General features: G+C 67.9%; 11 protein-coding genes. 3 read left to right on the forward strand and 8 right to left on the reverse strand.

Annotation, left to right across the window (positions count from 1 at the left end):
* Positions 1-33 precede the first annotated feature (33 nt).
* From AB0H78_RS19405 to AB0H78_RS19415, 3 genes are read left to right on the forward strand one after another with little or no spacing between them, the layout of a single operon-like run.
* Complete coding sequence (locus AB0H78_RS19405; protein ID WP_363235693.1) at positions 34-3,183, forward strand: helicase-related protein; 3,150 nt, start codon at positions 34-36, stop codon at positions 3,181-3,183.
* The gene (locus AB0H78_RS19410) at positions 3,180-5,057 is read left to right on the forward strand and encodes a DUF1998 domain-containing protein (protein WP_363235694.1); all 1,878 of its coding nucleotides are present in this window, start codon (positions 3,180-3,182) and stop codon (positions 5,055-5,057) included. Before AB0H78_RS19405 ends, AB0H78_RS19410 begins: the two co-directional genes overlap by 4 nt.
* A 4-nt stretch (positions 5,058-5,061) precedes the next feature.
* A complete protein-coding gene (locus AB0H78_RS19415) occupies positions 5,062-6,174 on the forward strand; it encodes a hypothetical protein (protein ID WP_363235695.1) in 1,113 nt (370 codons plus the stop codon).
* Between the two features lie 84 nt (positions 6,175-6,258).
* Here AB0H78_RS19415 and AB0H78_RS19420 read toward each other — a convergent pair whose 3' ends face one another.
* From AB0H78_RS19420 to AB0H78_RS19455, 8 genes are all read right to left on the reverse strand, one after another.
* Entirely contained in the window at positions 6,259-6,711 is a 453-nt protein-coding gene (locus AB0H78_RS19420) for a hypothetical protein (RefSeq protein WP_363235696.1), read from the reverse strand.
* A gap of 56 nt (positions 6,712-6,767) precedes the next feature.
* On the reverse strand, positions 6,768-7,205 hold the full coding sequence (locus AB0H78_RS19425; protein ID WP_363235697.1) for a hypothetical protein: 438 nt from the start codon (positions 7,203-7,205) through the stop codon (positions 6,768-6,770).
* A gap of 115 nt (positions 7,206-7,320) precedes the next feature.
* Positions 7,321-7,806, reverse strand: coding sequence for a hypothetical protein (locus AB0H78_RS19430; protein WP_363235698.1), 486 nt, complete (start codon positions 7,804-7,806; stop codon positions 7,321-7,323).
* Between the two features lie 52 nt (positions 7,807-7,858).
* Complete coding sequence (locus tag AB0H78_RS19435) at positions 7,859-9,748, reverse strand: UvrD-helicase domain-containing protein (RefSeq protein ID WP_363235699.1); 1,890 nt, start codon at positions 9,746-9,748, stop codon at positions 7,859-7,861.
* Positions 9,735-11,606: an AAA family ATPase gene (locus AB0H78_RS19440; protein WP_363235700.1), complete on the reverse strand. Its 1,872-nt coding sequence runs from the start codon at positions 11,604-11,606 to the stop codon at positions 9,735-9,737. Before AB0H78_RS19440 ends, AB0H78_RS19435 begins: the two co-directional genes overlap by 14 nt.
* A 120-nt stretch (positions 11,607-11,726) precedes the next feature.
* Positions 11,727-15,872, reverse strand: a complete 4,146-nt coding sequence (locus tag AB0H78_RS19445) for a DNA methyltransferase (RefSeq protein WP_363235701.1) — start codon at positions 15,870-15,872, stop codon at positions 11,727-11,729.
* The gene (locus tag AB0H78_RS19450; RefSeq protein ID WP_363235702.1) at positions 15,872-18,829 is read right to left on the reverse strand and encodes a DEAD/DEAH box helicase; all 2,958 of its coding nucleotides are present in this window, start codon (positions 18,827-18,829) and stop codon (positions 15,872-15,874) included. The genes AB0H78_RS19445 and AB0H78_RS19450 overlap by 1 nt, the downstream gene beginning before the upstream one ends.
* A 43-nt stretch (positions 18,830-18,872) precedes the next feature.
* On the reverse strand, positions 18,873-25,253 hold the full coding sequence (locus tag AB0H78_RS19455) for a protein kinase (RefSeq protein ID WP_363235703.1): 6,381 nt from the start codon (positions 25,251-25,253) through the stop codon (positions 18,873-18,875).
* Positions 25,254-25,569: the final 316 nt, after the last annotated feature.

The raw sequence follows: 25,569 nt of genomic DNA on the forward strand, positions 1-25,569 counted from the left end.
CAACGCCCGCGCCTGATCCGAAGGAACCCGCGAATGGACCCACGCCAGGAGCTTGTCGACTACCTCGCACGCCAGCTCGTCGGCCCCGCCGGCGGCGACGACGAGGTGCTCGACGCACCGCCCGACCGGCAGTACCTCATGGGGACGCTCTACCCGCAGCAGGCGGACCTCCAGCGGCAACTTGCCCTCGCAGGCGACGACGCCGAGGCGCCCAGTGTCGAGCGGGACGCCCCTGACGTGGACCCGGCCTCTGACCCGGTGCCTGAGACCAACAGCTGGCTCCCCGCATCTCTCGGAATCAGCTTCTACACCGATGCGGTAAGCGTCGAGGTGACGTGCACCGCCGCCCGCTACGAGACGTTGAAGAGTGAACCCGGACGCGGGCGACGGTGGCACCGCACGTCTTTCGCACCTGAGACGCACGTGATCGGACCGGACCGGGAGACCGTGCCCGTCCTCGACGGCCGCGCGGAGATCCGTCTCCGCCGCCGCTCCTACGGCGACGGCACGCTCATCACCGTGGCCCTGGTCAACGTCGCCCGCCACGACAACGCCGATGGCAAGGCGCCGAGTTGGGACGACATGCTGTTCCAGTGCGGACTCACCGTCCGCCCCACCGACGGTGCCGTGCTGCCTTACCCCAGTGTCCGGCTCGCCAGCCGTGATCCCGAGGAGCGCGAGCTGCGCTTGCAGTACCGGCACGTCGTCACCCACGCTGTGGGCCACGGCTGCGCGGTCCGCGAGGATCGCGGCCAGGACGGCGCCGTCGCACTCCTCGCCTGCGAATCCCTGCCGCGCGCCGAGGTGCCTGCCGTACGGGCTGGCGGCCCGCTCGACGCCCCCGCCCTCACCATCTCCCACCTGGCTGACCCGGCCGTCAGCGCCGATCAACTCCGCGAAGAGCTAGCCGAGTTCGCTGCGTCCTACCACGGCTGGTACGCAGGTCAGCGATCCGTCCAAGTGCCGCCCTGGGGGCAGGAGGCCGCCGAACGGATCCTTGGCCGCATCGGCCAGGCAGTCACCCGTATCGAGGCCGGAGTACGCACCCTCTGCGACCCGAACCGCCCCGAACTTTTCGCCGCCTTCCGTATCGCCCAACGCGCCATGCTGTTGCAGATGCGGCACTCCGCGCCCGACCAGGCCGGGCAGCGGCGCCACCGCTCGGCCCCCGTTGCTGTCGACCCGCCCGTCGACCCCGCGGCCACCTGGCGTCCCTTCCAGCTCGCCTTCTTCCTCCTCGCCCTCGACGGCGTAGCCGACCCTGGCCACCGCGACCGCGAGAGCACAGATCTGATCTGGTTCCCCACCGGAGGCGGCAAGACTGAGGCGTATCTGCTCCTGGCCGCCTTCACAATCGCCCTGCGCCGGATCCGCGGGGAAGGCGGCGGAACAGCAGTCCTCAGCCGCTACACTCTCAGCCTGCTTACCACCCAGCAGTTCCAGCGCGCTGCCACCACGATCTGCGCCTTGGAACACCTGCGCCGCAGCGAGCCCGCACTCGGGCTCGGCAGCGAACCGATCACCGTCGGACTGTGGGTCGGGGAGGCTACCACCCCCAACAGCTACCAGAAGGCGAAGGACGCCTTCGACCAGCAGCGCGAAGCCACCCATCCCGAGGACGTCTTCATCCTCGACCGCTGCCCCTGGTGCGGCACGCGCATCCTGCCATCCAACCGGTCCAGCGTCCGCTCCGACTACGGAGTCCGTGCGGATACGGACGAGTTCGCCTTCTTCTGCCCCCGTGACGACTGCTTTTTTCATGATGTTCTGCCGGTCTCCGTCGTCGATCAGCACCTCTACCAGGACCCGCCCACCATCGTCCTGGGCACCGTCGACAAGTTCGCCCGCCTCGCCTGGGAACCGCGCTCCGGCCGCCTCTTCGGCGCCGGCACCGACAACCCGCCCCCGTCGCTGATCATCCAGGACGAGCTGCACTTGCTCACCGGGCCGCTGGGCACCACCGTCGGCCTCTATGAAGCGGCCATCCTCGAACTGTGCACGGGACCGGACGGCCGCCCGCCCAAGATTGTCGCCGCTACGGCCACCATCCGCCGCTCCGCTGAACAGGTCCGTGCCCTGCACCACCAGGACGTCCAGCTCTTCCCACCGTCCGGACTCGACGCCCGCGACAGCTTCTTCGCCGTACCCGACACCGGCCGTCCAGGCCGCCTCTACCTCGGCGTCATGGCGCAGGGCCACACCGCTGGCCGCGGCGCCGTCGCCACCACGGCGGCCATGCTTCAGGGCGTCCATCAGCTCCCCGAGGAACACCGCGACGCCTACTGGACCCTCGTCGCTTACCACCACAGCCTGCGCGAACTCGGCCGTACCCTCACCGCGGCCGGAGACGACATTCCTGCCCAGCTCCGGGGCCTCGACGAGGGCGCAGGGGTGCGCGTGCTTGGCGGTAACGACGTTCAGTCACTGACCAGCGACCTGCCGCGCGCCGAACAGCCCATCCTCCTCGACCGCCTCGAAAGGCCCCGGACGGACCCGCAGTCGGTGTCCTTCCTGCCGTGCACCAACATGCTCTCCGTCGGCGTCGATGTGAAGCGGCTCGCCTACCTCCTCATGCAGGGCCAGCCAAAGACCACCGCCGAATACATCCAGGCCACCAGCCGCGTCGGCCGCCACCGGGTGCCCGGACTAGTCGTCACCTACTTCAACGCCACCCGCCCCCGCGACCGGTCCCACTACGAGACCTTCATGGACTACCACCGGGCCCTCTACCGTTACGTCGAACCCGCCAGCATCACCCCATGGTCCCTGCCCGCGCGCCGCCGCGCCCTGCACGCCGCGCTCGTCATCCTCGTACGCCACCGGCTCGGCCTGGCCGCCGAGAATCAGGCCGGACGGATCACCGGCCGCAAGGACGAGGTCGAGCAGATCGCCGATTCCCTCGCCGAACGCGCCGCGACCGCCGAACGTGTAGCCGCAGGAACTGACTGCGAGGCGGTACGCGCCGATGTACGCAAGGAACTGGGCTACCTCCTGGACGACTGGTACCGGCAGGCCGAGACGGCCGCCGCCGAAGGCAAGGACCTCTACTACCGCAGCCAGGGCAAGGGCCAGCACAACCTGCTCAAGGTCTTCGAGCAGCGATATGGCCTGTGGGAGACCCTCAACTCCATGCGCAGCGTCGACCGCGAATGCCAGATCACCGTGACGGGAGCAGGACAGTGACGCGCAAACTCCGGGTCCGCCAGGCGCAGACCGTGCTGCCGTTTGGCGTCGGCGCCGTACTCGACGTTCAGGGCGAGTCCTTCGTCGCCTCCGGTATCGAGACCTGGCCGCAGCGGGGCAAGACTCCCATCCCCTCGGACCGGCTCGCCGCCCGGCTCGGCGTGACCGGTTTCTTCGCCGCGCCCCACACCCTCAACGACCGTTACGACCAGTCGGACAGCCCCGGCGTCCCCTACGTGCGATTCCCCGGCTGGCTGTTCTGCGGCGCCTGCAGGAGCATGGTCCGCTTCCTCCGGGAGGACGAGAAGCCTGGAGAGCCGCCGGTCTGCACGTCCTGTGCCGCCGCACCCCGCCTTGCCCCGATGCGGTTCGTTCGTATCTGCCCGGACGGGCACCTTGACGACGTCGACTGGTGGTACTGGGCCCATTCCAAGCTCGCGCCCGAAGAACGTAAGGCGTGCTCCGAGGCGGATCAGGCCTGGAAAGCACGCCGACTCAGCTTCCGCGTCGCCGACCGCGCCTCTGGACTCGAAGCGCTCTCGGTGCGCTGCGGAGCAAGTGGGGCGGGCGGCAAGCCGTGCGGCGCTCAGCGGGATCTGCTCGATATCCTCGGCCCCCAGGGGGGACGCTGCTCGGGCCGTAACCCCTGGCAGCGCTGGACCGGGAACCCCTCCTGCGGTCAGCAGTCCCACATCGTGCAGCGCACCGCCGGTAACGTCTACTACCCGGTCGTCTACTCCGCGCTCGACATCCCGCAGTCCGCCGAACCACCGCGAGTGGACCAGGACGTGGCGGAGGCCGTCCGCAGCCACGCCTACTGGTCGATCCTGCTCGCCGCGCTCGGCACACCCCGCGCCGACACTTTCCGCGACATGATCAAGGACGACACTGAAGCCCCCGACAGCCTCATGGACCAACTCGTTGCCGAGGCATCCGGATCACTCGCGCCGCTAGCCACCCCCCTTCCTGAGGCCGGCAAGTTGGACCTGAGCCGCGACGAGTGGAACGCGTTCAACGTTACTCAACTCCCAGAGCCAACAAAGGAATTCGCGGTCCGAAAGGGAGGCCTCGGCCTCGACGGTGAAACGGAAGAGCCCTGGGCCGCTCTTGACGCGCACATCGGCGGCGTCGTCCTCGTCGATCGCCTCCGCGAGGTGCGGGCGCTGACTGGATTTCGCCGACACTCCCCGAACAGCACCTTCGTCTCCTCCGACACCAGCGGACGCCTGCGCTGGCTGCCCGCGACCGAGGTGTACGGCGAAGGCATCGTCCTCAGCCTCGAGGAGGAGCACCTGACCGCCTGGGAACGCGACCCCCGTGTACAGGCCCACGTCCTCGGAGTCCGTACCGACCTCGACGCGTCGTTCCGCGACGAACAGCTCGCCGAGACCGCCGGGGACGAACTCTCCCCCCGTTTCCTCCTCCTGCACACTCTCGCCCACCTGCTCATCCGCCAGCTCTCCTTTGACTCCGGATACACCACCGCCAGCCTGCGTGAGCGCGTCTACGGCCGCCCCGAATACGGCCAGCACGGCCTGCTCATCTACACGGCCGCCGGCGATGCGGAAGGCACCCTCGGCGGCCTGGTCCGCCAAGGCGAGGCGCCGCACTTCGCCGAGACGCTCATCCGGATGCTGGAAGCGGCTGCCTGGTGCTCCGCCGACCCGCTGTGCGCCGAGCACACCGGCCAGGGCTTCGGCAACCTCAACCGGGCCGCCTGCCACGCCTGTTCACTGCTGCCCGAGACGAGCTGTCAGACCGGCAACACGCTCCTCGACCGCGCCCTGGTCGTCGGCTCCGCCCACGTCCCCGGCTACTTCACCGACGTCCTCACCGCGAGCCGCGAAATCGCGGCCGCCACCGCCCTGGGATGACGCCATGACCATCGCCAACACCCCCGTACTCCACCCCGACCTCACCCCCGCCCAGCGCGCCTGCCTCGAAGCGCTGCCGCTCACGGGCAACCACGTCGTCAGCGGCCCGCCCGGCAGCGGCAAGAGCCTGCTCGCCGCACACCGCGCCGTGCACCTCGCCTTGACGGGCCGGCCTACCCTGCTGCTGTCCCGCTCCAACCTGCTGCGCCAGCTCCTGCGCGACACCCTCCAGGGCCTTACGGTCCCTGGCGCGCCCGTCGAGGCCGCCACCGTCCATGGCTGGATCCAGCGCCGCTTCGGCCGCGACGTACCGCGTACCGAGGACGGCTGGTTCGACTGGACGGCCCTCACGCACCGAGCGGCCGCCACCCTCGGCGAGGACGACGCGTCCACACCCCACCTCGTAATCGACGAAGGCCAGGACCTGCCGCCGGACTTCTACCAGCTGGCACGCCTCGCTGCCGCCTCCGTCACCGTCTTCGCCGACGAGTGCCAGCGCCTCACCGAGACAAACTCCACCCTCACCGAGATCACCGACGCCCTTGGCCGCTCCACCGGACGGGTCGAGATCGGCGGCAACCACCGCAACACCCGCGAGATCGTCTCCCTCGCCGAACACTTCCGCATCGGCGCAACCCGCCCTGGCATCCCCGTACGCAGCGGCACCCTGCCCGTCATCCGCCACTACAGCGGGAACAAGGATCTCGTCGATGACATCGTCACGATGGCAGCCCGCCAGCCGCAGCACCGCATCGGCGTGATCGTCAACTCCCTTCGCACAGCGGCCGATCTGATGCGGAGCCTCGAACGAGCGGGCCTCGCCCGTGAGCCTCAGCTGTACAGCTCGGCGGCCTCGTCGGGCCGCTATCGCGACCTCGACCTCACCCGCCCTGGCGTCGTCCTCGTCCACCGCGCCAGCGCCAAGGGCCTGGACTTCGACACCGTCGTCATCCCCGACACCGAGACCGACGCAGCCATTGACCCCACGTCAGCGGCCCTCCGGATGACCTACTACGTCATGATCACGCGAGCCCGCGAGCGCCTGGTCCTGGGGTGGCAGGGGACCCGGCTGCCGGGCCACCTGGAGGGGCTGCAGGGGCGGTCAGTGATGAGATGAGACGGAGACTTCGTACCGTGACTGAGCGTGGCCGACGGACGCGCTGCGCCGTCCACTCCACGGCGCACGAGTGCCGCCACCTGCTCACCACATCCACCGGTGCCGGGGAATCAGGATAGTCCGCCCCGTCCGGGCCTTCCACAACAGCACGGAGCAGTAGGCCCAGCCGAACAGGGAGATCAGCCCAAACAGAATGCTCACGGTTCCGACGACCACAGCCGAGGGGAACGCGCGCAGGTATCCCAGCGCCACGGCCAGACTCTCAACCAACAGCAACCACAGGTTCCAACGTCGCTTCCTGCGAATGACCCTGACGTAGGCTTCAAACCTGCGCTGCCCTGCCTCCTCTACGGCGGCCTCTTCATCGAGGATGCGCCGCTGGCGTTCGTTCCAACGTCGTTGGGTCTCCGCCGCTTTCGGGTCCACCGGCGCGGAGGGTGAAGTGAACACAACGTCGCCGTGAATGGCACCGGACTGTACGACGTGCCCCGCTACGTTGCCGCTCAACTCGTTACGTATGGACGGCTGTTCACTCATGAGGCAGAAGATACGCCGACGCTGTTTAGGTGCGCAATGGAGGCGTTGGGCGAGCTCTAGCCATCGCGCAAGGCCATGCCGGCACCCCAAAGGAACAGGACGATCGCAACGACCCCCATGAGGACTCCGGCAGTAGCCCACTCCCGGGTGTAGAAGCCGAGCGCGACGAAGCCAGACATGCCCACAAGGAGCACAAGAAGACCGCACCCTTTGATCGCTTTCCTGTCCTCCTCTCTCCGCTGCCGCCTGGCTCGCTCAGCCACCTCACGCCTCTTGCGCCTGGATTTGGCTCCGTCCTTCTTCTTCCGCTTCGCCCCCGTAGTGCCTTCACCTTGCTTTGAGGGCTCGTCCTTCGGCCGATGCGGCATCGACGAGGGACCGTGGAGATGTACGTCTCCGTACACGTTGCCGAACTGCCCTGCCGCGCCGGAGATGCTGCCGCTGATGTCGTTGTCGACGTTCTGCTGCTCGGAGTCGTCACGCGATGCCCCCATGCATAACAAGCTACGTCAACCACCGCTATCAGGCAGAGAGTTAGGCGGTGACATGCCTTTACCGAAGAACGGCGTACCGTGGCCGGCATCGGCGGGGCCCGTACTGCCGCCAGGTTCAGGCCTGACCGGGAGGCGCCCCGAAGCTCAGCGAGCCCACGTTGCCTGCCTGAATCACTGGGCCGTGCTGTGCGCCGCCACTGATCGTGTTGCGGACATTCACGATCTGTTGATCACCCTCTGGGGGTGCCAAGCCGTCGATCATTGCCCGTAGTTCGTAGGCTGCGGCGGGATTGGTCAGCAGAGTGCGTCGCAACCGTGTACGCCACTCCGCCTGGACATCCAAGGCGGTCTGCTCGTCACCGGCCTGCAAGGCTGCCGCCAGTTCTCCGCGCGAGGTCTCCAACTCCCCCTCGATCACGCCTTCCTCGCCGCTACCGCGACGCGCGAAGAACGAGACTATCCGGTCACGGGCTTGCGTCCAGGAGTCCAGCGCCATCTGCTGGACCAATGCCGTAGCGCCTGTGGCTGCAAGTGCCATCAACTCCGCTTCCATCGAACCCCCTGTGCTGTAGCTGAGGCAGCCACCGTAGCGGGTCTGCACGGTGTTGAACTGGAATTCAACTAGGGAGAGTTGCTGGTCTGGCTTCGGTGTATCACGGGGTGGAATCGACTCCTTGAGCCCAGGGCGCCTCACGGACGGCCGGGGGGTTCGCGAGGCTGATGGAAGATTGGGTCGGGATGCCTTGTCTGGTGAGGAACGCCTCGACGGTCGCCAGGTGGTCGTCCTCGAGTGCGAACGCGAGCAGGCGGCGCGCTCGGGTGGCAGCGACGTATAGAACCCGAAGGGCTTCGCTGGTCTCCTGATGAGTTGCGGGAGCTTTAGCTTTTGTCCAGGCCCTGATGAGGTCCGTGGATCGGCTGTCCGTCGGCTTGGAGGGGGGAATGACGATCAATATGGCTTCCGCCTGATCACCTTTCACTCCGTGCACCGTGCTGGCCCGTCCAGTCGTCGGATGAGATGAAGAGGGTGCGCCGAAGCCGACGAGTTGCCAAGCGGCCTTGTCGTGCGCTTTGCAGGGATATGCCCGCTTGGTCTGCGGTTCGATGCCGACCAGGGCGGCTCTTTCTGTGAGCGCAGCATGGGCCGCTCGACTCCACTCTCCGGCAGGCATGTCCAACGGCGGAAGCGCACGAAGGAGCGACTGCTCGACCACTTGTAGTTCGAGTGGGCTGAGGCCCTGCTTGGCGAGGTAGTTGGTCTCAGGGGTGTCGGGTTCTCCGTACCAATGCCGTAGGACGAGTTCGCGCAGTACCTTGTGGGCGCGCTCTTGGTGCTTTGTTGACGCGCTTGGTGTGCGCAGGATGGCCGTGGCCCAGATGAGTCGGGGTAGTTGAGCGGAGGAGGGAGGCTGACGTGTGCCGGTGAGTCCCTTGGGCAGAGACAAATTGCCGTGTGCGAGGACGAGGCGTTCGTGTGGGGGTGCGCCGAGTTGTTCCGCCTCTGCGTCGAAGTCGGCCATCCAGTCGATGTCTTTGCGCCCGGTGGTGGGGAGTAGCAGGATCGGGGCATTCTCGGCGTGGAAAGGGCCCACGGCGGTGTCGCAGGGGGCGTTGGACGCGCGCAGCGTGTGCGCCAGGTCGCAAATGGTCTGTGTGCTCCGCCAATTGTGGCTGAGCCTGTGGTCCGGCGCCGTCGCCGGGTTCGCGCGCTGGGTGGCCGCGGAGCCGGAGTTCCGGAAACCGTAGATGCTCTGATCCGGGTCGCCAACGAGCAGCAGCGGTAGGTGAAGCTGCTGCAGCAAACCGACGATGGCCAAATCTTCGGCGGAGCAGTCTTGGGCCTCGTCGATGACGATTTCACAGAAGCGTGTGCGCAGCACCCGGGCGATGCGCGTGCGACGTTCGAGGTCTGTCAGGAGGCGCAGTGCCATGTCCCGTAGCTGATCTCCCGACAGATAGCCCTCCTGCCAGAGGCGGGGCATTGCAGATTTGGCCCAGGTGGTCAGCTTGTCGCGGCCCTCTTCATCCCTTCTGAAGCGAGGGGGGAGGCGGTGGATCAACGGTTGCGGGTCCGTGGTGCGGACGGCCTCGCGTCCGTAGGAGAAACGGAAGTCGTCCAGGGAAGCACCTTCCCGGCGAGCCTGGGGGTGATCGCTCCACTCCTCGAGGCGCTGCCAGATCTTGCCGGGTTTCGGCAGCAGGTACGGGCGGAGGAGGTGCCGCCAGACGAACGTGTCAAAGGTGCCTATGAAGTGCGGGAATTGGGTCAGCTCAGGCCTCCCTTCCTCGGCGCACCGCTTCCTAATCTCCCGGCCCGCAACCTTGGTGAAGGAGACCAGGGCTCGGCCCTGGCGTGGCCCGAGGGGGAGGGTGAGGTGACGCTCTACAACGGTCCGGGTCTTTCCGGAGCCGGGGCATGCCTCCACCCGAACGATGCGCCCGGGAACAGTCGCCAGGTTCACCAGTTCGCTCTGGGCGGCCACTGCTTCAGCGCGCAGAACAGTGATGGAGTCGGAGGCCGCGCTGAGATCAAACGGTGTCATGGCCCGGCTCCTCAGTGACCCACATAAGGGCGTCCTTGAGGTACTGGGGTACCGCCATTGGGGCGACCTCTGCCGGCCGCTCCGCGATTACGCTCAGGATGTCTTGTGCGAGGTCGCCCTTGCGGACGAGTCTCCTTCCACTCATCAACTGCGCCAGTCCCTTGGCCTGTTCGTCCGGCGAGCCGGTCCCTACCATGTCCCAGTGCTCGACCCACGCGCTGGGCTTCTGCCGCTTCCAGGCATCCCTGACGATCTCGCGGTTGGGACCGCCCGCGCGCAGGAGTTCCGGCTCCAGCGTGAATTCATTGCGGAATACCTGGGCCAGCTCCTTGGAGCCGGTCACCGCGATGATCTCTTCAAGAACGGCGAGGCGCGTCTTGGTGGCTTCCTCGGCTCCGGTCCCGGCGTCGCCATCGGTGATGACTGCTACACGCCGGGCGATACGGCACTTGCCCACACTGTCGACGGCCAGGAGCGTACGCATGTAGGGCATGAAGTCGACACCGTCGATCGGTACGAGCGCAGTGCCGTGGAAGCGTTGGAGTCGCTCGCGCCCGAGTGTGATCTGGGCGAACTGGGGTAGAAGCAGGGCCTCCGCCAGGCCTTCGACGAGGAGGACGCGCTGCCCGAAGAGGAACGTGTTGCGGGTTGCGTTGAGATAGCTACGGAGCTTGATGTGGTCGTCCTTTTCCAGCGGCAGTCGGTCGATCGCGACTGCTGTGGTTTGGTACGACGGGCGCACGCCTGGGGTGTTGTCGGCGGCGCTGCCAACATGGCGTGTTCTGCGCTGCAGGACGACGAGGTTCTTCGGAGCGACAGCGGTGGCGACGTGGGGCGAGTGGGTAGTGACGACTACCTGGATCCGGCCGCGCCACGGGCTGTTGGAATCGGGTTGATGCCCACTGCTCTGGGCCTCCTCGGCAAGGTAGTTGAGGAGGATCGATTGGAGCTGTGGATGCAGATGCGCTTCTGGCTCCTCGACCAGGAGGAGGGTGAGATCGGCCTCTGCCGCGTCCTGGAGCTGGGTCAGCACCGTAGCCATGAACAGCAAGTTTGCGTACCCGAGCCCCGATTCGGCCAGGTCGCGTGGGTCGAGTCCGGCCTGTTCCATGCGTAGTCGCAGGCTGCGGGCGAGAGAACTGACAGAGGCATCGGCGAACCCGAGGTCGACCGACTGCGGCAGTGCGCCCGCTGTGAGCCGGGTAAGACGTTTGCCGACTGCGTCAAGGGCTTCGGGCAGCGGAGCGATCTCGCCGACTGCTTCGAACTGCTTGCCAACCTTGCGAAGGAACTCCTCGCGATCCGTGTCGTCCCTGAGTAGCCTCTCGACGACGAGTTGGATACGGCCACCGCTACTGGAGGCCAGCTCACGCTGTGCATCCCGCAGGGGAGGCAGATACAGATGACGGATCCCCTCCCGGGCTTTGGGCTCGGGGTCGAGATCGGCGGTTGCGCCTTCGCCGGCACGCCAAGACTGGGTGGCACGGCGGAATCCCTCCGGCGGGGGAGTGATCGTGAGGTGGTAGCTCGCGGTCTCTCCGTCCCGGTCGAAGGCCTGGCTGAACATATCCAGATCGCCGGGGACGCTCGATCTGTACCGGGCGGACAACTCGATGGTCCTGCGGCATCCCTCGGTATGCCCGCCGTCTGGGCAGCCATCGCGGTGAACATCGTCGCGGTCCGGATAGATGCCGCTTCCCTTGCCGTCGAGGGGAAGCGTCAGCAGGCGGATGGCGTCCATCACGTTGGACTTTCCCGCGTTGTTCTCGCCGACGATGACCGTGACGTCGGGCTGGAAGGAGACAGTGGTGTCCGCGGCCGTGCGGAATCCTTGCAGGCGTAGCTGGTCGAGATACATGGGTGGGTCTCCGGTGCGGGGTGAGTCGTTGTACGCACGTGCAGAGAGGAGCGGCTCCTGTCCCGGCGCGATGGTGGCGGGGACAGGGCGTTGGTTGGATTCAGGTTCCTGCCGATGTGATCAGGCAGTATGGCGGGGGCCCTGGCCCGGGGGCGGGGTGAGGCTGGAGCGGTAGGTCGCGGTGCTGGACTCGCCCTCGGTGAGCGGGGTTTCCAAGGTCAGGCCGGCGGTGGCCATGCGGTCGTACTCGGCGAGGATCAGGTCCTTGGTGCGATACGCGCCGTACGCCGCCTCGTCCTTGCGCTTCACGATCGGGAACGTGTCGAGGATGTACGACACGTCATCGCGTGTGATGCCGTAGAGGTGGAAGAAAAGGGCGTCGAGCTCGGCGCGGATTGCTGTGCGGCGGGCCTCGTCCCAGCGGAAGGGTGCGCCGGTATCGCCGAGGTCACGGGCGAAGGAGGTCATGTCGTGGGCTGTGTAGGTGAGTTCGAGAATTCGGGGAGTGATGAGGGGGAGGTGAAGCGCGAGCTGAGCCGGAGTGAGCGTTGGGAGCTGGTAGGTGATGAAGAAGTTGAGGTGCGTGCCGCCCACCTTGAAACGGGTAGTGAAGTCAAAGACAAAGGACGAAACACAGGCTCCCAGCGCCGCGACGGTCGAGTGACCGGCGCCCGCGAATGTCGATACGGGGAGACTGTTGGCCACCGCAGCCTTTGGGAAAAACCCGACGATTGCAGTGCGTTCGTTCGTCGCGCTCGTGATGTCACGCCAGCCGAGAAGCCACTCTCGATCCCATGCCTTGGCAGCAAGGCGCGAGGCTACTCCGTCCACGCTGATCGTTTTGCCGTGCTTGTCAACCCTGTCCGTCGGGATGTCGTGTTCAGAAACCCAAGTCGACGGAGTGGCTTGACGGGTGGGCGTGTCCAACTCCCTGGATGTCAAGTAAGCAGGCTGGTTCTGCCGCTTGACGGCAGTCTCGCTCTTGACCACGTCGGCGGCGCGGTGGTTGAAGTAGTCGAGCATCTTTGCTTCATACGTCGGCAGGAGTCGCTCGCCGCCACGCACGAGGACGTTCCCGTCAAGGTGCCAGCCGTCCGCGAGCATCGACTCCAGCGTCTCGCCGTTGGCCGTGAAGGGGCGGAAGAGGTGGGAGTCGTGGGACATGTCAAACATGCGCAGGAACGAGACGCCCCATGGGTTGCCGTTCGCCTTGTCGGACTCTTTGAGGAGCACTGGAACGCGGCGGTAGATTCCGAGTGTGATCTCCGCGTCTCGGCGGGAGCGGAAGACTGGACACGTGCCCGTGTTGGGGTTAACGAGTGTGATCTCTTCGGGGGTGAGGGTGAAGACCTTGTCAGGGGTTTCCAGTTCGGCCGGGTCGTGGACGAAGAAGGCGAAGCGGGCGGCTGGTTCGCGCAGCGAGCGGCCAGCGAGGGACAGTACGCAGAACTTCATGCGCGAGTCGACTGCCGGGAACAGCCCGTTGCGGTTCTCGAAGTCGAACAGCGCCGTGAGCGATCCCGCTGACACCAAATCCTTGAAGAAGTACTGCGTACGCGCATCCGTTGCGATGCCAGTGGGGACGATCACGCCAGTCCGGCCACGACCGGCCGTGAGAATGCGGTCGTCCTCCGCGAACAATGCGTACAGGTTGAGATTTCCCTGGCCGGTTAGGGGATAGCGGCCGGAGATGCGCAGGAAGTGGCTCTCGCCGTAGACACGACGCTTGGCAGCCTCATACTCCGTGTACAGCTGAACGGTCTCGGGTGAGTCGTTGAGCGCTTGGATCTTCTTCTTGCGGGCAGCCGTGTTATTGGTCGCCGCGATCTCTGGCGCGCGGACAGAGAAGAACTCTGTCTCGGGGAAGTTCACACTGTCCCATGGCGGATTGCCCAGCACCGCGTCGAACCCGCCAACCCACCCCGTCGCCGCATCGGGCCCGGCCCCCGTCTCCGGGACCGCGAACACCTCTGGGAACTCCAAGTGCCAGTGGAAGAAGTGGTATTGCTCGCTCAGTGCCAGCACCTCCGCCAGCGTCGCGTCGCTTGCCGCCGACGTGTCGCCGCCGAGTAGGCCCCGTACGACATCGTGGGTCGGTGCGTCCGGGGCGCCAGTGTATTTCGGCCACACGAACGCGGCGCACCAGGCGTCGGCGGCCTCGCGGTCGCGGGTGTAAGCGGATGATTCGACGTACGTGCGGTAGGCGTTCTCTTGGGCGCGGACCTGGCCTAGGAAGTCGGCCGGGGCGTTGGTGATGCGTTCGAGATGCGCGGCGTGGCGTCGGTTGGAGGGGACGAGGACGTCGGCCTCGCCGAACAGGGAGCCTTGGCCGCTCCGCTGAGCCTTGTTGCGCTTCTTCAGCGCGGCTGCGTACTTCTTGTCGTCTCCCTCGATCGCGTCGAAGGCGTCCTCCGGCACGCCACTCGCCAGAAGCGACGGCGTGGCACCGAGCAATGCGTTGCCATGCTTGACGTGCGCGTCCAGGAAGCCGAGCGGCTTGCCTGGCTCCAGGGCCTCCAACCAAAGCGAGACCTTCGCCAGTTCCACCGCCATCGGGTTGAGGTCGACGCCGTAGATGCAGCGGGCGACGACCTCGTGCAGGGCGTGGCGTACCGCATCGACCGTCGGCTCCGGATTGCGCTCGCGCACTGACGCGACGCGCTTGGCGATACGGCGGGCCGAGGCGACGAGGAAGTGGCCGGAGCCGCAGGCGGGGTCGCAGACCGTCAGTGAGAGCAGTTCGGCGACGATGTCGTCGGCCGGGTCGGGGTGGCCGGCCTTGGTGGCACGCTGCTCGCCGCGCTTCACCGCGTCGTCGATCACCGGGTCGAGAGTGGTGTCGAGGAGGCACTCGATGAGCGAGGACGGGGTGTAGTAACTCCCCGTCGTCTTACGGCTGTTGCCGGCTACCTCGATCAGCTCGAAGGAACGGTCCGTGGCCGAGTGCTTCGGCTCCAGTTCGAGGAGGGACTCGTAGACCGAGCCCAGCTCTTCGGCGTCCAGGTGGCGGTAGTCAATGGTGCGCCAGCGCCGGGCACCTGGGTCGCGGACCTGAGCGAGGTGGCGTACGGCGGTCAGCAGTGACTCGTTGGACAGCTTCAGGCCGTCCAGCGGCGAGTCGGCGTCCGTTCGGGAGAACAGACCGCCGAGGCCGGGCAGGGCGAGTTCGGGGCGGCCGCCTTCGGTGCCCAGGGCAGTGAGGATGATGCGCAGCGCTTCGTACTGGTCGCCGTGCGCGGTGCCTTGACGGCGGCGGGCGCGGGCCCGCAGGCGCGCCGTTGAGAAGTACTTCTCGTACGCCTCATGCTTTTGCTCGTCGGCCTTCGGGTCGAGCAGGGCCTCGCGGTCCTCGGCGACGAACAGGAACAGCAGGCGATAGACGAGCCGGAGCAATGCCGCTTGGAGCGCCTTCGGGTCGGTGTTCTCGCGGAGGCGGACGTTTTCCGGGTGGCGCAGAAATCCCGTGCCGAGGGCGGTCAGGGCGTTCTGTACCCCGAGGCGCAGCTGGTCCAGGGCCCGGGCGCCGGAGGTGACGGCTTCTGCGCGCCACTTCTCCAGCCAGCACCCCGAAGCCGCCGTCCCCTCCGGCACCGTGAAGCGGGACGCGTGCAGGACGGCGTACAGCAGGACGAACTCGCTGAACAGTTCGCCGTCGAAGATGGCTTCCAGGTCGAACTCGACGTACGCGGCCGTCGCGAAGGACGACGAGTCGCGCAGCAGGCGCACGTGGCGGCCGTTGGTGAGGACCGCCCACAGGTGGGCCTCTGTGCGGTTGAGGCAGTCCTGGAGCATGGACTGTGGAGGGACCTGGCCGGGGGCCGGGCGCTTGTCCAACTCCTGATTCCAGGGCAGGAGGTGAACCAGGGCGGCTCCGTGGCGGTGGGAGACCGGGAAGTGCTTGTCTGGGTCGGAGTGGTCGGTGATGCCCGCCGGGCCGACCTCGGTGAGCGCGCCGAAGTCCAGCTTGCGGAAGAGCTGGGCGAGCCAGTCCGTGCCGGCCCGGCCCGTCGGGTCGGCGGCGGGTGCGCCGGTGATGGGGTCGGCGGGCAGGGCCGCGCGCAGGTCGCGCCAGAGCGGCTTGAGGTACTCCCAGGCACGCTCGGCCTCGTCGCGGACGGGCACCGAGGCGGGCAGGCCGTAGTCGGTGGACTTGGTGCCCGGCAGGTTCCGTGCGTCGGCGATGCGCAGCAGCATGTCGACGGGGAGCAGCCCGCCGACCGTGGTGATGGCGGTGAAGGCCAGTGCGGTGCGGGTGGCGGCGGACATCAGGCTTCGGCTCCGGACACAGTAGAGGCGGACGCTGCGGTGGCGGGCTGCTGCGGCAGGTAGACGTACACGCCGAGTACGTCGGCGGGCTCCTGTGCGACGACCTTCAGGCCGCGGACGATCTCCTCGTTGGCCTTACGGACCCGGCGGTGCGAGGCGTCGAGTTCGGCGGCCAGGCTTGTGCCGTATTCCGTGAGGTGTGCGGAGAGGTCCGGCAGGCCGTCCAGGGTGCGGGTGATCTGGTTGCGGGCCAGCTGTTCGTGCGTGTTGGCGGAGGCGTGGGCAGAGAGGAGAGCGGCGGCCGCTTCTTCGTCCAGCCAGCGTGCGCGCGACGGCATGCCCTCGAATGCGAGCAGGCGGGCGTCCTCTGCGACCAGCTGCCGTTCGCCGGTGCGGGACGGCAGGGTGAGGTGGAATCGGTAGCGGACCAGGAGGAGCGTGGTGCGGGTGGTGACCGCGTCGGTGGTCACCACACCGCAGCGGCGGGCCGGGCGGGGACCCAGCGCACTCGCGTCGAGTGCCGAGTCCAGGACGTACGAGGCGAGGGCGCCGATCGCCGGGTCGGTGCGGACCAGGGCGACCTCGCCGCGGGCGATAGCGGGGGAGCTGTGGAACGGGATCTTGCGGTCCTCCTCAACGAGCCGGCCGCCTAGCGTTGCGGCGAGCGCGTCTCGCAGGCCTGCCGGGGTGCCGCCGACTTGGGCGGTGAAGTCGCCGGTGCCGTCGCGCGGGTCGCGTACCAGGGCGTCCAGGTCGCGCAGTGCCTCCAGGGCGAAGTCGCGGACCTCATCGGCGCCGCCGAGCGCTGCTCGTACGGCGGCGACCTCACGCGCCACCTCCTCCGGGTGGATGGCGCGCTGGGCGTACTTGGAGCGGGAGGTCTTCTCCCGTTCGGCGGCCGAGCTCCACTCGCGCTCGATGCGGTCGAGGGACTCCTGATGGGCGTCGAGCTCGAACAAGCCTTCCTGGCTGCCCTGTCGGCCGTGCACCAGCAGCCATTCGACGACGGCGTCGGTCACGCCGGAGGCGGTCTCGTCGGGGACGGAGACGGAGATGCCCAGATCCTTCTTGATCTGCCGGTGCTTCTTGAACAGCACCTCAAGGACCTTGCCGTCGATGCCGTTGTCCTCGCCGAACATGGTGATGACGCGGACCTGGTCGCGCTTCTGTCCGTAGCGGTCGACGCGGCCCTCGCGCTGGTCGTGACGGGTCGGGTTCCAGGCCAGGTCGTAGTGGACGACGGCGTCGAAGTGGTGCTGGAGGTTGACGCCTTCGGAGAGGCAGTCGGTGGCGATCAGGACGCGGCGGACGGCCGGGTCGCCGTCCTCTGCAGCAGCCGCGGTGGCCAACTCCTCAATACGTGCCAGGCGTTGCTGCGGAGAAAGCGTGCCGGTCACGGCGGCGATCTTCGTCTTCTTGCCAAGCTTGCCTTCGAGTTGCTCGGCGAGGTATTCGGCGGTGGGGATGTAGCGGCAGAACACGATCGGGTGGTAGCCCTCGGCGATCAAGTTCTTGAGGTGACGCGTCAGCGCCTTCAGCTTCGCGTCCGTGGCTGGACCGGCCAACTTCCCTGCGCGTTCGGCGAGTTCAAGCAGTCGGGCCCCCGCTTCCTCCGACTCGGCGGCGCCGGGGACGACGTCCATGCCCTCAAGTCGGTCGTTGTCCACGGAGTCACGGGTCACCGAAGCGCCGAGGATGTCCGCCTCGTGCGCGGTACGGGCAGCGGCGGACTCGGAGCGCGTCTTGAGGGTCTGCGCGGCTGCCGCAGGTGAGGAGACCATCGAACGCAGCAGTGCGATCACCGACCACCAGGCGATGCGGGCCTCGCGCTTGCCCTGCGCACCGGCCGTCTCGATGCGGTCTGCGGCGTAGGCGATGGCGTCGTCGAGGAGGGCCCGGTAGTCGGGAGAGAGGCGGTACGGCTCGTCCTTCGTCCAGCGGTCGGACGGGAAGGCGGTCCGCTCGACCAGCGAGTCGTCGGCGAGGCCGTCTTCCTTGGTGAGGTATTCGCGTACGTCGGCGCGCTTACGGGCCACGAAGTGCTCGGCGAGCCTGGCCCGCCCGGCCGGGGAGTCCAGGTCCACGGCTGCCAGGTCGGATCGCACTAGGCCGAGCAGGTTGCGGAACGCGGACTCCTTGCCGGAGTGCGGGGTCGCGGTCAGTAGCAGCAGATGGCGGTCAGGGTCGGCGGAGACCTTGCGCAGCAGCTGGTAACGGAGCTGGTTCGAGGAGGCGGCGCTCTGCGTGGCGTCGTCGGCGGCTACGCAGGTGTGCGCCTCGTCGACGATCACCAGCTCGGGGCAGTGCAATAGGAAGTCCTCGCGGTGGCGGGTCGACTTGATGAAGTCCGTCGAGATGATCGTGAACGGGTACTTATCGAACAGGGACTGGCCCAGTTCCAGACTGCGCTCCAGGCGCGACACCGTGGAGGCCAGGACCAGTTCGGCGTCGATGCCGAACTTCTCCCGCAGCTCGCCCTGCCACTGCTCGGCAAGGGCCGGGGAGCACAGCACGGCCAGCCGTGTCGCCTCGCCCTGCGCGAGGAGCTCCTTGGCGATCAGACCCGCCTCGATCGTCTTGCCGATACCGACATCGTCCGAGACCAGCAGCCGTACGGTGCGCTGCCGCAACGCCATGAGGAGCGGGACCAGTTGGTAGGCGCGGGGCTCCACGGCGATCGACGCCAAGGAGCGAAACGGTCCCGCACCCGAACGGAACCCGATGCGCAGCGCTGTGCGCAGCAGCCCCGCGGCGCGCTGGTCGCCCAGGTCGGCCGGGCTGGGCGCCGCGAACTCGGCGGGACGTACGTCTTCGAACGCGGGGAAGACGGCCGCGATGTCATCCTCGCTCCCGCCGAGCGGGCGCAGCACCAGCATGTCGGAGACGCTCTCGGGCAGCACCACCCATTCGCGGCCGCGGGCGGCGACCAGCGAACCCGCTGTGTACGTGAGGCTCATGAGATGTCTCGGTTCCTTGAGGTCGGGAGCGGGTGCGTGGTGCTCAACGGGTGTGGAAGTAGGCGGCGTTGTAGTTGGCGATGGTGTCCCAGTCCGCGTCGGTCGGGAAGCGCAGGACATCCCAGCCGTTTTCCTCCAGGCGATAACCCGCCTCGATATCGCGCGTGGAGTCGGCCGTGTGGCCGGGTACGTCGACGAACACGGCGAGGTGGGCGCCGTCCAGGTGGAAGGCGAGGTCGGGGCATGCCCCCGCGCCTGCGACGAAGGCGTTGACCTCGTCCGGCAGGCGGTAGCCCTTCGCCCTGAGCCAGCCGAGCAGATCGCCCGCCGCGACGAGGGCTGTCAGATCCGCCTCCAGCGACGTCGGCGTCGACGCCGAAGCGCTGTGGGACGGAGACGGGGAGGCTTCGGGCGCGGTGCTTACCGCCGGGGTCAGCCTGCGGAACTGCTCGCTGCGGGACTCGCCACGGTCCTCCCGCTCGGTGCCGGCACCGGCCAGCCGCAGCAGCAGCGGGCGGGCGGTGTGCCGGCTCAGACGGCGGTGGTGCGTCTGGTTGGCGTACGTCAGCAGGCAGGCGTAGCAGCCGCGGGCGCACTTCTCCTCGGCCGTCGGCCCGCCCAGATCCTCGCCGGTCTCCGGGTCGAAGTGGCAGATCTCCAGGGCGGTGCGGGCGGCCTTGGAGAGGGCATCCTTGTCGTGCTGAATCCGACGCAGCACACCGGCGCCGCCCTCGGCGGCCTCGGTGAACAGCAGGCGGCGGTGCGGGCCGTCGTCCGGGGGCAGCAGTTCCGCGGTGAGCTCGGAGTCCTCCAGCTCGAACGCCGCCTCGATACCCCGCTCCAGCGCGTACAGGAACGACAGGGCCACAGGCTCCGGTTGCGGCTCGTCCAGGGTGACCACGAGGATGTTGCGGCGGTCCTCCACGTAGGGCAGGACCCGCTTCTTGCGGCGCTTCTCGTTGCCGTCGTCATCAACCACCGGCATGCCGGTGCCCTCGATGGCGTCCGCAGCGGCCCGGTCGTTGAGCCAGCGGCCGTCGCCCAGATCCAGCCAGTAGCCGTCCGGCTCGTCCTGCTTGTCGCGGACGCGGCCGAGGTTGGTGATGCGGACCGTCGCCGAGTCGCCGTAATCCAGGTCGAGGACGGGCGCGCTGTGGGCGTCGGTGACATGCGAGGTGAGGCGTCCCTTGCGGGTGCCGTGGTCCTGGAACGCGTACGACGTCTCCAGGCGGAAGCCGGCCCGGCGGCGCTCCTCCTCATCCGAGGAGATCCGCTCGCGCGGCGTGGTGTAGACGGTGTGCAGGTGGAGCAGGCCGGTGCGCTTGCTCTTAAGGTCCTCGCCGCACATCGTGCACTTGTCGGAGCCGGGCTTGACGGCGGAGTGGTACCCGCAGCTGTCGCACCGCCTGGCTTCCGCCGTCGCCAAGTCGCCCGAGGCGTCCGGCGGCAGCTGGACTCGGGTGACCTGGTAGCGGGCTCCCTCGTGGTAGATAAGCGCGCCGGGGCCGAACTCGCGGATCGCGAGGAAGCGGGGGCGCTGCAGATAGTCTCCGTCGGCGTTGCGGCGGTTACCGGAGCGCGGGATGTACGCGGCCAGCGGAAGCCGCGGAAAGCTGTAGCCCGGCAGGAACCCCTCGGAGGCCAGATAGCGGTACGGATTGAAGTCGCTCATCATCGACTTGCTGTCGGTGGAGCGGTTCAGGAGCAGGTTTGTCTGTGTCTCGGCCTCGCGGCGACGGGTGCGCGCCCGGATCTGCTCGCCCGAAGTGAGGGTGTGGTCGACGACGCGCTTGTTCTGCTCGTACTGATCCATGACGGCCGCCCGGAACAGCTGGCGCCACCGGTCGAAGGACGCGTCGAACGTCTCCGGGGCCCGCTCGATCCGGTCCTCGATCCACTCGTCGTACCACCAGGTGGTGGCCTCGAAGTCCGCGATCAGCGGTGCGAGGACGGTGCGGGCGGCGGCGACCGCGCGCCTGCGGGCGTCCTCGTCCAGGGACAGGTCACGGATGTGGGAGCGGAGCGGCAGCTGCATCTTGGGGTCGGGGCGATCGCCGCCGTCAGGGTCGTACGCGACGTCCACGACGTCCGGGACCGTGGCGCCGAGCTTCATGCCGGTCTCCGCCAGCCAGATGCCCTGAAGGTGGGAGCGGACCAGGTCCTCGTTGGCGAGGTCCAGGCGCGGCGGGGCGACCTGTCCGGACACCATGTCCTGGGAGCGGCGGAAGTAGTACTGGTCGTGGCTGTTGCCCGTCGCGCAGTATGTGGTCACCAGCGCCGGCTGACCGCTGCGGCCCGCCCTGCCGGAGCGCTGCGCGTAATTCGCCGGTGTCGGCGGCACATTGCGCATCAGTACGGCGTTGAGCGAAGAGATGTCCACGCCTAGTTCCATCGTCGGCGAGCAGTACAGCAGCGGCAGTTCGGCTGTACGGAACTGACGCTCGCGCTCCAGGCGGTCCTCGGGAGTGACCTGCGCGGTGTGCTCTCGTGCGAACATGCCGGCCAGCTCGGCCGCCGCGGTCTGGTACAGGTCGCGGAAGAACGGGTTGACGCGCGGGCTCTCACCGCTGTTGTACGTGCGGGCCAGGGGGTCGACCGCGCCCCGCTCGCCGTTCCCGGCCCGCCAGATCAGGGCAGCGGCTGAGACCCGGTAACCGAGGCGCTTGTCCGCTGCGCGGCGGCGGTAGGCCGGACCGGAGTTCTCGGGGGCTGCTTCCACCTCGCGTACCAGGTCTGCGTCCCGCAGCACCTTCAGCAGGTCCTCGATGACCAACTGAACGTCATCCAGGGGAAGAGCACGAAGGTCGGGCATGTTGCGTCGTAGGTACTTGCCGAACTTTCCGCGGGCCGACAGGAACAGTGCAGAGCGTTCCATGCCCGGCCGCGAGCCGTACGGGTAGGCGGTGCCGATGGTCGGCTGGTCGCTCTCGCCCAGGACCCACGGGCCCGTCAGGCGCTCCTCGCTCGCGCGCTGGAGGGTGTCGAAGTCGTCGCGGAAGTACTGCACATCGATGGCAAGGGCACGCCGCATGAAGTCGAGCAGCGTACAGGCCATCTCCTCGCGCAGCGCCGGATCTGCGTCGCGCAGTACGGCGTGCGTGGACTGCCAGCGATCGGCCTGCCTCGCGAGCCAGTCCAGGTCCTCGTAGTCGATCCGCAGTAGACCCGCCTGCTCCAGGTTCGGCATAGTGATCCGCCAGCCGCGTTCCAGGTCGCGATAGAGGCGGTAGCCGACGACGTCCTGGAATGCCTTCACGGCCCGGCGTTCCATGGACGGGGCCAAGTTCGCGCCGGCCGCGAATTCGCGGGGAGCGAGGCCCATTACTCCGGTGACGGCCTCGGCGAGGGTGTCGTGGCGCAGCCCCTCCTCACCAGCGGCGAGCGCCGCCTGGTACAGGGCACCGCGCAACTGCGTCACCTGAGCGAAGTCGTTGAAATGGCCGGCCTGGAGGGAGGCGTCCTGCCGGTTGTCGACGAAGGTGAGGAGCTTGCGCGCCTCCTTGTCGAGGCTCTCCTCGGGCACCGCCCGCAGGGACTTCACGATCGACGCGGAGATCAGGGAGGTAGCCGAGGAGCGCCCCTCCTGGTCGAGTGTGGCGAGTTTGGCGAAGTCCCGGCCGCGGGTCTGCTCGTAGGAGACCTGGCAGTGCACGCAGAACAGGAACGGTGCCGGGACGAACGCCGCGACCACTCCCGTGCCTTCGCCCGCGGGTGACTCGTTTCCGAACGGGTCCACGACAACGCGCTTGGGCAGGCGGGGCCGGTAGGACTTCTTGACGACCGTCATGCCCTGCGCGTCGGACTCCAGCCATGACTCCGGGAGTCGACGGTCGTCCACGGCCTTCTGCGGATCGGCCGGCCACTCGTAGTCCTGGCCGGGCATGCCCAAGTACAGATAGCCCTCGCCGTCGCGGCCCCCGGAGGCGGAGGTGTTCCGGCGCGGCTCGTAGCGGAACGCGCCGCTCTCCTCGGTGCGCCAGACGGTCAGGTACTCCTGGCCGCACTCGCGGCAGAACGCCAGCGGGAACAGCGGCTTGCCATTGCTGTCCGGCTGTTCCAGCTGATAGGTGCGGGTCAACGGCCGGGTGAGCGGATCGTCAAGCGTCGTAAAGACGGTGTCGCCCTTGGAGAGGAACTGGTGCAGCCGGAACGCGAACAGTGGCCGCTCCGTCACCGGATGTTTCGCCTGCGCACCCGCCTCCAGGGTCATCCGGATCGCCTCGCGCACGCTCTCCTCGGCCACCCCGGACTGTGTGGCGAGCTCGGCCGCTGCCGCCTCTACCGTCCCCGGCGCACAGCGGCCCAACCGCCCCGTACCGTCCTCGCGCTCCAGGCCGAACCGGGACTCCACCCAGCAGGCCAGGGAGTCCTTCGTCAGCGCCTCGTACGAGCGGGGCGCCGCCGGCACCCGCAACCGCTCGGCGGGCACGGTCGCGGGGGCCTCCTGGGTCGCCCGGACGAGCGTCTCGCCGATGACGCGCTTCGGTAGCACCGTCGTACCGAACAGCCTTCCTGCAACCTTGGCGACCTCACGCTGCTGGTCCTCCCAGGAGCCCTCGGTGGACATGGTCGCCGAGGTGCCGATGCACTGGAGCATCGCGGACGCCCGGCATGCCTCGCGGACCCGGCGGATCAGGAACGCCACGTCCGCGCCCTGCCGCCCCCGGTAGGTATGCAGCTCGTCGAAGACGAGAAACTGCAGCCCCTCGGCCATGCGGATCAGGCTGGACCGGTCGTCCGGCCGGGTCAGCATCAGCTCCAGCATCACGTAGTTGGTCAGCAGGATGTCCGGAGGGTTCTTACGCAGCTCCCGGCGCCGCTCGTCGGACTCTTGGCCGGTGTAGCGGGCGAAGGTAACCGGCTCTCGACCCGTGCCGAAACCATGGCTCAGGTACTTCTCCAGTTCCCCCAACTGAGAGTTGGCCAGCGCGTTCATCGGGTAGACGACGATCGCGCGCACCCGGCCCCCCGCGTCAGGCCCTGCCGCCTGACGCTCCTTCAGTACCCGGTCCACGATGGGGACGATGTACGCCAGCGACTTGCCGGAGCCGGTGCCCGTGGTCAGTACGTAGGAGTCGCCCGCCTGCGCGGCCTCGATCGCCTGCCGCTGGTGAAGGTGGAAGGTCAGCGGCCGGCCGTCCGGACGCGGGGAAGTCTCCTTCTTGCCGGCTTGGAAGATCTCTGCGCACTTGGGGTGCAGGACCCCGTCACGCGCCAAGTCAGTGACCTGTCCGCCGTCGGCGAAGAACGGATTCAGCGAGAGCCACGGGTCGGGCCACTGCGATTTCGCAGCCAAGTCGTCCTCGACAAAGCCGCCGATCCGGGCGTCTCGGATCACTGTAGCGCTCTTGGTGAAGCTCTTGTACTCATCGATCAGGCCGGCGTGAATACCGAAGACATCCATCGCCTCCGGCAAGCGCGGCTGCCGGCGCGGCACCGGCGTCGGCGCGGCGGGAACAGGCTCGGGGAGCAGGGTGCGAAGCCGTGCCACCGGGTCCATGACCTGCCAGTGCGGGGCGAGCAGGGCGGCCGTATCATCCGGTGCTAGCGCGAGAGGCACCAGCGCTTCACGAACCATGGCGGCGTTCTCGGGGCGGAGCTCGGCGTCCTTTTCCAGAAGGCGGTCCAGCAACCGGACCAGCTTGGCGGGCAGGTCCGGGCGGACCAACGTCAGCTGCGGTGGCCGCTCGCGCAGGTGCTGCTCAGAAAGCTCGAAGGGTGTCTTGGCAGAGAACGGCGGCCGTCCGATCAGCAGCTCGTACAGGATGCAGCCGAGTGCATAGAGGTCCGCTGAGGCGGAGACCCGCTCGGCACGGAACTGTTCGGGTGCCATATAGCGGGCAGTGCCGACGCTGACGCCCGTGCTGGTCAGTCGCGTCTGGTCGGGGTCGTCGACGATCGATCCCATACCGAAGTCGAGGACCTTGAGGGTGCCGTTGTTGGTGAGCATGACGTTGGCCGGCTTGAGGTCGCGGTGGACGACTCCGGCGGTGTGTGCGGCGGCGAGACCGGCGGCGATCTGCGCTCCGATCGCGGCGACCCAGGAAACCGGGAGCTGGGGCTCTTCGTCGATGAGGTCCGCCAGCGGATGGCCGTCCAGTAGTTCCATGGCCAGGTATGGCAGGCCGATCCCGCCCGGCGTCGTGTCCACACCGCCGTCGATCAACAGGGTGAGGTTCGGATGTCCCTGGGAGAGCATGCGCATGATCCGCACCTCGCGGCGGAAGCGGTCCACCTCCTTGCCAGGTCCCGAGGCGTCGACCGCGACGCCGGTCCGGCCACGCAACACGGTCTTGATCGCGACTTCGCGGCGTGGGGAGTCCGGGGCGGCCTGGAGGTCCTCGGCGCGGTGTACCTCGCCCATGTTCCCGCGCCCTACGATCCCGGTGATCCGGAACCGTCCGTCGACCGTCTCCAGGCTCACTGGCCCTCCCCTGTTTCGCCGCTCACGTGGAAGGTGGGTACATCTCCGCAGGAGCGTACATCTTCACCTACAGGCAAGCATGACGCAGTGGTGTTGACGTTGTCAACGCATTGAGTGTCGTGTGTGCGTTAAGTTTCGCCTTCGTGGGCCGCCCGATGCGTGAACGGATGCCTTCGCCGAGCGCGTGCCGGACGGCTGAGTGATCACCGGGCACGCTCGGAGTGTTGTGTTCGTCGCTGTTCCTGTCGAGGTGCTCGATGTTCGTACGTCCCTGTTCTGGAGCGCAGATTCCGTCGATGACCGTCCGTGTGGCGCG

It is taken from the genome of Streptomyces sp. NPDC050738 (assembly GCF_040654175.1).
GTDB lineage: Bacteria > Actinomycetota > Actinomycetes > Streptomycetales > Streptomycetaceae > Streptomyces.

Coding starts and splice junctions, on each gene's coding strand:
- AB0H78_RS19405 (WP_363235693.1), top strand. CDS start 34: ATGGACCCACGCCAGGAGCTTGTCGACTACCTCGCACGCCAGCTCGTC.
- AB0H78_RS19435 (WP_363235699.1), bottom strand. CDS start 9,748: ATGACACCGTTTGATCTCAGCGCGGCCTCCGACTCCATCACTGTTCTG.
- AB0H78_RS19415 (WP_363235695.1), top strand. CDS start 5,062: ATGACCATCGCCAACACCCCCGTACTCCACCCCGACCTCACCCCCGCC.
- AB0H78_RS19450 (WP_363235702.1), bottom strand. CDS start 18,829: ATGAGCCTCACGTACACAGCGGGTTCGCTGGTCGCCGCCCGCGGCCGC.
- AB0H78_RS19445 (WP_363235701.1), bottom strand. CDS start 15,872: ATGTCCGCCGCCACCCGCACCGCACTGGCCTTCACCGCCATCACCACG.
- AB0H78_RS19420 (WP_363235696.1), bottom strand. CDS start 6,711: ATGAGTGAACAGCCGTCCATACGTAACGAGTTGAGCGGCAACGTAGCG.
- AB0H78_RS19425 (WP_363235697.1), bottom strand. CDS start 7,205: ATGGGGGCATCGCGTGACGACTCCGAGCAGCAGAACGTCGACAACGAC.
- AB0H78_RS19440 (WP_363235700.1), bottom strand. CDS start 11,606: ATGTATCTCGACCAGCTACGCCTGCAAGGATTCCGCACGGCCGCGGAC.